Annotated in this window: 7 protein-coding genes; all 7 read left to right on the top strand. The window is 27.8% G+C overall.

From position 1 onward, the window contains the following. Positions 1–167: 167 nt before the first annotated feature. Positions 168–428 carry a transposase gene (locus tag CPAL_RS12130; RefSeq protein ID WP_170063604.1) on the top strand — a complete coding sequence of 87 codons (261 nt, stop codon included), beginning with the start codon at positions 168–170 and terminating at the stop codon, positions 426–428. 205 nt (positions 429–633) lie between these two features. After that, positions 634–1,521 carry a glycosyltransferase gene (locus tag CPAL_RS12135; protein ID WP_106024728.1) on the top strand — a complete coding sequence of 296 codons (888 nt, stop codon included), beginning with the start codon at positions 634–636 and terminating at the stop codon, positions 1,519–1,521. 14 nt (positions 1,522–1,535) lie between these two features. Continuing rightward, positions 1,536–2,426, top strand: coding sequence for a glucose-1-phosphate thymidylyltransferase RfbA (gene rfbA / locus CPAL_RS12140; RefSeq protein ID WP_106024729.1), 891 nt, complete (start codon positions 1,536–1,538; stop codon positions 2,424–2,426). A gap of 11 nt (positions 2,427–2,437) precedes the next feature. After that, positions 2,438–3,007: a dTDP-4-dehydrorhamnose 3,5-epimerase gene (gene rfbC, locus CPAL_RS12145; protein WP_106024730.1), complete on the top strand. Its 570-nt coding sequence runs from the start codon at positions 2,438–2,440 to the stop codon at positions 3,005–3,007. Further along, positions 3,004–4,023, top strand: coding sequence for a dTDP-glucose 4,6-dehydratase (gene rfbB, locus CPAL_RS12150; RefSeq protein WP_106024731.1), 1,020 nt, complete (start codon positions 3,004–3,006; stop codon positions 4,021–4,023). The genes rfbC and rfbB overlap by 4 nt, the downstream gene beginning before the upstream one ends. A 10-nt stretch (positions 4,024–4,033) precedes the next feature. Next, complete coding sequence (gene rfbD, locus CPAL_RS12155; protein ID WP_106024733.1) at positions 4,034–4,882, top strand: dTDP-4-dehydrorhamnose reductase; 849 nt, start codon at positions 4,034–4,036, stop codon at positions 4,880–4,882. A 29-nt stretch (positions 4,883–4,911) separates the two neighbouring features. Further along, on the top strand, positions 4,912–5,802 hold the full coding sequence (locus CPAL_RS12160) for a glycosyltransferase family 2 protein (protein ID WP_106024732.1): 891 nt from the start codon (positions 4,912–4,914) through the stop codon (positions 5,800–5,802). The last annotated feature ends 376 nt before the right edge of the window (positions 5,803–6,178 follow it).

Below are 6,178 nucleotides of genomic sequence, written 5' to 3' on the forward strand. Positions count from 1 at the left end.
TAATGGAATAGAATATGTTGTTAAATGTAAAATGTATTCTACTGTTAAAATGATAATAGATTTTATAAATAATAATTCAAAGGATTATATATGGCACGATATAAGTTCTACTTTATCTGTTACAGAATACAGTTCCATTGCCTAAATGGCAAAGAGCAAGAAGATTTGTGATTATAAGAGAAAAAATTATTCCAAAAAATATGAATCAGTTAATGTTCGAAGAATGTAAATATAAATATCAAGCAATAGTAACAAATATAGATTATTTAACACCTGAAGAAATATTTCAAGATTATAATCAACGATGTGATGTTGAAAATAACATAGATGAAATAAAACAAGGCTATGCCTTTAGCGAAAATAGTTTAGTAAATCATAAATGCAATGAATTGTACCTTTTAATAAAAATGATAGCAGTATACACTTAATAGTAAAATAAAAATAATAAATTACCTTAAAAATCCAAATATTTTTTGGTTTATTAAGTATACTCAAAAACAGACCTGACGGTCTAAAATATCATACCAAATGTAATTTTATTCATAAAGAAAATAAAAATGGCAAGTGGAAACTTTTTTAAAATTCACTTGCCGAATCCAAGTTTAATACTAAGTTTTTGGGAGGTAAATTTTGATGTATAAATTCTCTTTTGTCATTTTGCATTATTTATCTTATGACTATACCAATGATTGTATAAATTCTATATTAAAAAATTTATTTTATGATAATTATTATATAGTAGTTGTAGATAATGCTTCAACAAATGATTCATTTGATAGATTAAATGAAAAATATAAAAATAATAAAAAAATTTATTTTTTAAGAAATGAAAAAAATCTTGGTTTTGCAAAAGGAAATAATATAGGATATAAATATGCAAAATATATTTTAAAGTCAGATTTTATTATTTTATTGAATAATGATACTATTATAGAACAAAAAGACACTTTAAAAAATATCATCAATATTTACGAAATTAATAAATTTTATTTAATGGGACCAGATATAATTGGATTAGACGGTAAGCATCAAAATCCACAAAGTTTATCTTTATTAAAGGAAGAAAGTTTGATTAGATATATGAATAAATTAAAATTTAAGATTGTTTTGAGTTATTTAAATTTAGATGGATTTGCATCATATATATATGGAATGATTAAAAAAAAATTTAAAAAAGATTTAATTTTTTATGATAAAGAATTAGTAAATGTTCAATTACATGGGGCATGTTTAATTTTTTCACCTTTATATTTAAAAAAATTTGATGGGTTGTATGATAAAACTTTTTTAGATATGGAGGAGCATATTTTATATTATACTCTTATGAGAGAAAATTTAATGACACTCTATTCTCCAGAAATTAAAATAATTCATAGAGAATATGGTTCAACAAAAACTATGTTCAAAAGTAGTAGTAAAAGTAGGAGATTTAGATATAAAACTAGATTAGAGTCTACAAAAATATTATTAAAATATATGAAAAATTATGAATCTGAAAAGTATAATTTTATGATTATATAAGAGAGGGAGAAAAAATGTCAAATGTAAGAAAAGGCATCATCCTTGCTGGTGGTTCAGGCACACGCCTATACCCACTTACACTTGTAACAAGTAAACAACTGTTACCTATTTACGACAAACCAATGATATATTATCCCCTATCAACACTAATGCTTGCAGGTATAAAAGACATCCTAATAATTTCAACACCACATGATTTGCCAAACTTTAAAAAGTTATTAGGTGATGGAAGTCAATTTGGTATTAATTTAAGCTATGCAGAGCAGCCTTCACCAGATGGACTAGCTCAAGCCTTTATAATTGGAGAAGACTTTATTGGCGATGATGAATGTGCTATGATTCTTGGGGATAATATTTTCTTTGGACACAGCTTAACAACTCTTTTAAAGGAAGCGGCAAATAATAAAGGTAGAGCAACTGTGTTTGGTTATTATGTGGATGACCCAGAAAGATTTGGAGTTGTTGAATTTGACAATGAAGGAAGAGCAATATCACTAGAAGAAAAACCAGTTAATCCAAAATCAAACTATGCAGTAACAGGCCTATATTTCTACGATAAAGATGTTGCAAAATATGCAAAATCTTTAAAGCCAAGTGCAAGAGGAGAACTAGAAATAACAGATTTAAATAGAATCTATTTAGAGATGGGTAAACTTGATGTTAAGCTTCTTGGTCGTGGTTATGCTTGGCTAGATACAGGAACGATGGATTCATTAATAGAGGCTGCTGAGTTTGTAAAGACAATTCAAAAAAGGCAAGGAATAGTGATTTCAGCACCAGAGGAGATTGCATATATTAATGGATGGATTTCAAAGGACAAGCTATTAGAATCAGCTGCAAAGTATGGAAAATCTGTTTATGGTAAACATCTAAGAAAAGTAGCAGAAGGAAAGATAAGATATTAGGGGGGAGTAGTTTGAATATAATAAAGACTGAACTTGAGGGAGTATTAATATTAGAACCTAAAGTGTTTGGTGATAACCGTGGATGGTTTATGGAGAGTTTTTCAGATAAGGTTTTTAAAGAACAAGGATTGAATATAAACTTTGTCCAAGATAATCACTCATATTCTGCCATAAAAGGAACATTAAGAGGATTACATTTTCAAAATAATCCAATGGCTCAAACAAAATTAGTTAGATGCACAAGAGGGAAAATACTTGATGTAGCAGTAGATATTAGAAAGGGTTCACCAACATATAAAAAGTGGATAGCTGTTGAACTTTCACAAGAAAATAAAAGGCAATTATTAATACCAAAGGGTTTTGCACACGGTTTTGTTACACTAACAGATGATGTAGAAGTCCAATACAAAGTAGATGAATACTATTCCAAGGAACACGACAGAAGTATAAGGTTTGATGACCCTGAAATAGGTATAGATTGGGGAATAGAAAACCCAATATTATCCGATAAGGATAAAAATGCACCTCTATTAAAGGATAGTGATTGTAACTTTATATACGAAATGGAGGATAAAAGATGAACATATTAGTTACAGGTGGAGCAGGATTTATAGGTAGTAATTTTGTTTATTATATGCTAAATAAATATTGTGATTATAGAATAGTTTGCTTAGATAAACTAACCTATGCAGGAAACTTATCAACCTTAAAAAAGGCAATGGAAAACCCTAATTTTAGATTTGTAAAGGGCGATATTTCTGATAGAGAATTTGTATTCAATCTATTTGAAGAAGAAAAGTTTGATATAGTTGTAAATTTTGCGGCAGAATCGCACGTTGATAGATCAATAGAAGATCCAGGAATATTTTTAAAGACAAATGTAATAGGAACACAGGTCTTGATGGATGCATCAAGAAAGTACGGAGTTAAAAGATATCATCAAGTATCTACAGATGAGGTGTATGGCGATTTACCAATTGATAGACCTGATCTTTTCTTTACAGAAGAAACACCATTACATACATCATCACCTTATTCAGCTTCAAAGGCAGCAGCAGACCTTTTAGTTTTAGCATACTATAGAACATATAAATTACCTGTTACAATATCAAGATGTTCAAATAATTATGGACCATATCATTTCCCAGAAAAACTAATACCACTTATGATTATTAGAGCATTAAATGATGAAAAGCTACCTGTATATGGCGATGGAAGCAATGTTAGAGACTGGCTTTATGTGGAGGACCACTGCTTTGCAATTGATTTAATAATTCACAATGGAAGAGTTGGAGAAGTATATAACATAGGTGGACATAATGAAAAAACTAATTTAGAGGTAGTAAAAACAATATTAAAGGAACTTGGAAAATCAGAAGATTTAATAACATATGTAAAAGATAGACCAGGACACGACCTAAGATATGCAATAGACCCAACAAAGATATCAAATGAGCTTGGTTGGCAACCAACAACAAGATTTGAAGAAGGAATAAAGAAAACAATAAAGTGGTATTTAGAAAATAAAGAATGGTGGAAAGAAATAATAAGTGGTGAATATAAAAATTATTACGAAAAGATGTATGGAAATAGATGAGGTGTATAAGATGAAGGTTTTAGTTACAGGAGCAAAGGGACAGCTTGGATATGATGTTGTTGAAAGATTAAAGGAATTAAATATAGAACACATTGGTGTAGATAGAGATAATTTTGATCTAACAGATGAAAAACAAACAAAGGAATATATAATGAATTACAAGCCAGACGTTGTAATTCATTGTGCAGCTTATACAGCAGTAGATAAAGCAGAGGATGAAAGAGATTTCTGCTATGCTGTAAATGTTTTAGGAACAAAAAACATTGTTGAAGCATGTAAAGAATTAGATGCTAAGATGGTTTATATAAGTACAGATTATGTGTTTGATGGAGAAAAGGAAGAACCATACGAAGTTACTGATACTCCTAATCCAGTAAACTACTATGGATACACAAAATATCTAGGAGAAGAGGAAGTTAAAAACAACTTAGAGAAGTACTTTGTAGTAAGAATATCTTGGGTATTTGGTAAAAACGGTAACAACTTTGTTAAAACAATGTTAAGATTAGGACAAGAAAGAAAGGAAATAAAGGTGGTTTGCGACCAGATAGGTTCGCCAACATATACATTTGATTTAGCAAAACTTCTATGCGATATGATTCAAACAGAAAAATACGGAATATATCACGCAACCAATGAAGGGTACTGTAGCTGGTATGAATTTGCTTGTGAGATATTTAAAATAGATGGTATGGATGTAAAGGTGATACCAATAAAGAGTGAAGAATACCCAACAAAGGCAAAGAGGCCAAGAAATTCGAGGATGAGTAAAAGAGAGATTTTAAATAGAGGTTTTAATTTTATGCCAAGTTGGAAAGAGGCATTAAATACTTATGTTCTTTTAAAAAACTTAAAGTAAGTTTTATATTTCTAAATGGAGGCTAAAAAATGCAGGAACAAAAGAAAATGGTATCTATAATAATTCCTACTTATAATTCTGGTAAGTATTTATTAGAAGCAATAGAGTCTTGCTTAAATCAAACTTATAAAAATATTGAAATAATTGTTATTGATGATGGATCAACAGATAATACTAAATATTTACTAAAAAATTATATTGAAGAAGGTAAGATTAAGTATTTTTATCAACAAAATAGAGGTAGGTCAGCAGCTAGGAATTTAGGATTAGAAAAAGCAAGTGGAGAATTCATTCAATTTTTAGACGCAGATGATTATATACATCATAAAAAAATAGAAAAGCAAATAAAATTATTTAATAAAAATAAGGACATAGGGTTAGTATATTGTGGAGCAATATATATTAAGGATAATGTACAAATTCATAAACTTCTAAAAAAAGTAAGATCAAAAAATTTTTTATATAAATTAATACAAGGCAATTTTTTGCCTATACATGCACCAATCTTCAAAAGTGAGTTTAAAGTGAAGTTTGATGAACAGTATAGTCATATGGAAGATTGGGATTATTGGATTAGACTTATAACAAAATATAATGTAAAAATAGGACACATAAATGAATTTTTAAGTTTTATAAGAGTTCATAATAATAATACAAGTAAAGAAAGATTAACAATGTTAGAGGCAGAGCAAAATTTAGTTAATAAATATATTAAAGAGTTTAAAGATAAAAGAATGTTAGCATATTTGTATCTTAAAAAGTTTAAATTAAAGTATCGTGTTAATAAAAAAATTGATTGGCATTTATTAAAAGATATTATAAGTAATAATTTTATATTAATATTTAATGTTGCTGGATTTATACTAAAACAAATTACAAAAAAAATACTAAGATATAAAGAGAAAGAAATATATAATTAACTTTAGATAGGCAATTTTAAATTTTGAGTTGCCATTTCTAAAATTTGTCATGAAACTTTTAGATATATGTAAATATTATCCAATGGCATACATTCTTGTGATTTATTATATATAAACTGAATTAATTCTTTAACCATTAAGCTGTTTGAATAGGTTATTGCTTCGTTAATAATTTTTAGCATATGAGTTTCTTGAGATATTATAAACTTGGATTCGGCAAGTAATGCCGAAAGGCATTGAAATTAAAGAATTTTTTGTTCAAAAAAATTAAAAGAAATCATCCCTTTTTAGTGTTAAAATATAATTGAAAAAAAAACAAAACACAAAAGGGTGATTTCTATGAATAGTTTACAACAAAATCAAAAAAATTTAAAGA

The organism is Clostridium thermopalmarium DSM 5974 (assembly GCF_002995795.1).
Lineage (GTDB): Bacteria > Bacillota > Clostridia > Clostridiales > Clostridiaceae > Clostridium_H > Clostridium_H thermopalmarium.

Bases quoted from the DNA above. Each gene is read 5' to 3' on its own strand.
- CPAL_RS12135 (WP_106024728.1), top strand. From the start codon at position 634: ATGTATAAATTCTCTTTTGTCATTTTGCATTATTTATCTTATGACTAT.
- rfbA (WP_106024729.1), top strand. From the start codon at position 1,536: ATGTCAAATGTAAGAAAAGGCATCATCCTTGCTGGTGGTTCAGGCACA.
- rfbB (WP_106024731.1), top strand. From the start codon at position 3,004: ATGAACATATTAGTTACAGGTGGAGCAGGATTTATAGGTAGTAATTTT.
- rfbD (WP_106024733.1), top strand. From the start codon at position 4,034: ATGAAGGTTTTAGTTACAGGAGCAAAGGGACAGCTTGGATATGATGTT.
- CPAL_RS12160 (WP_106024732.1), top strand. From the start codon at position 4,912: ATGCAGGAACAAAAGAAAATGGTATCTATAATAATTCCTACTTATAAT.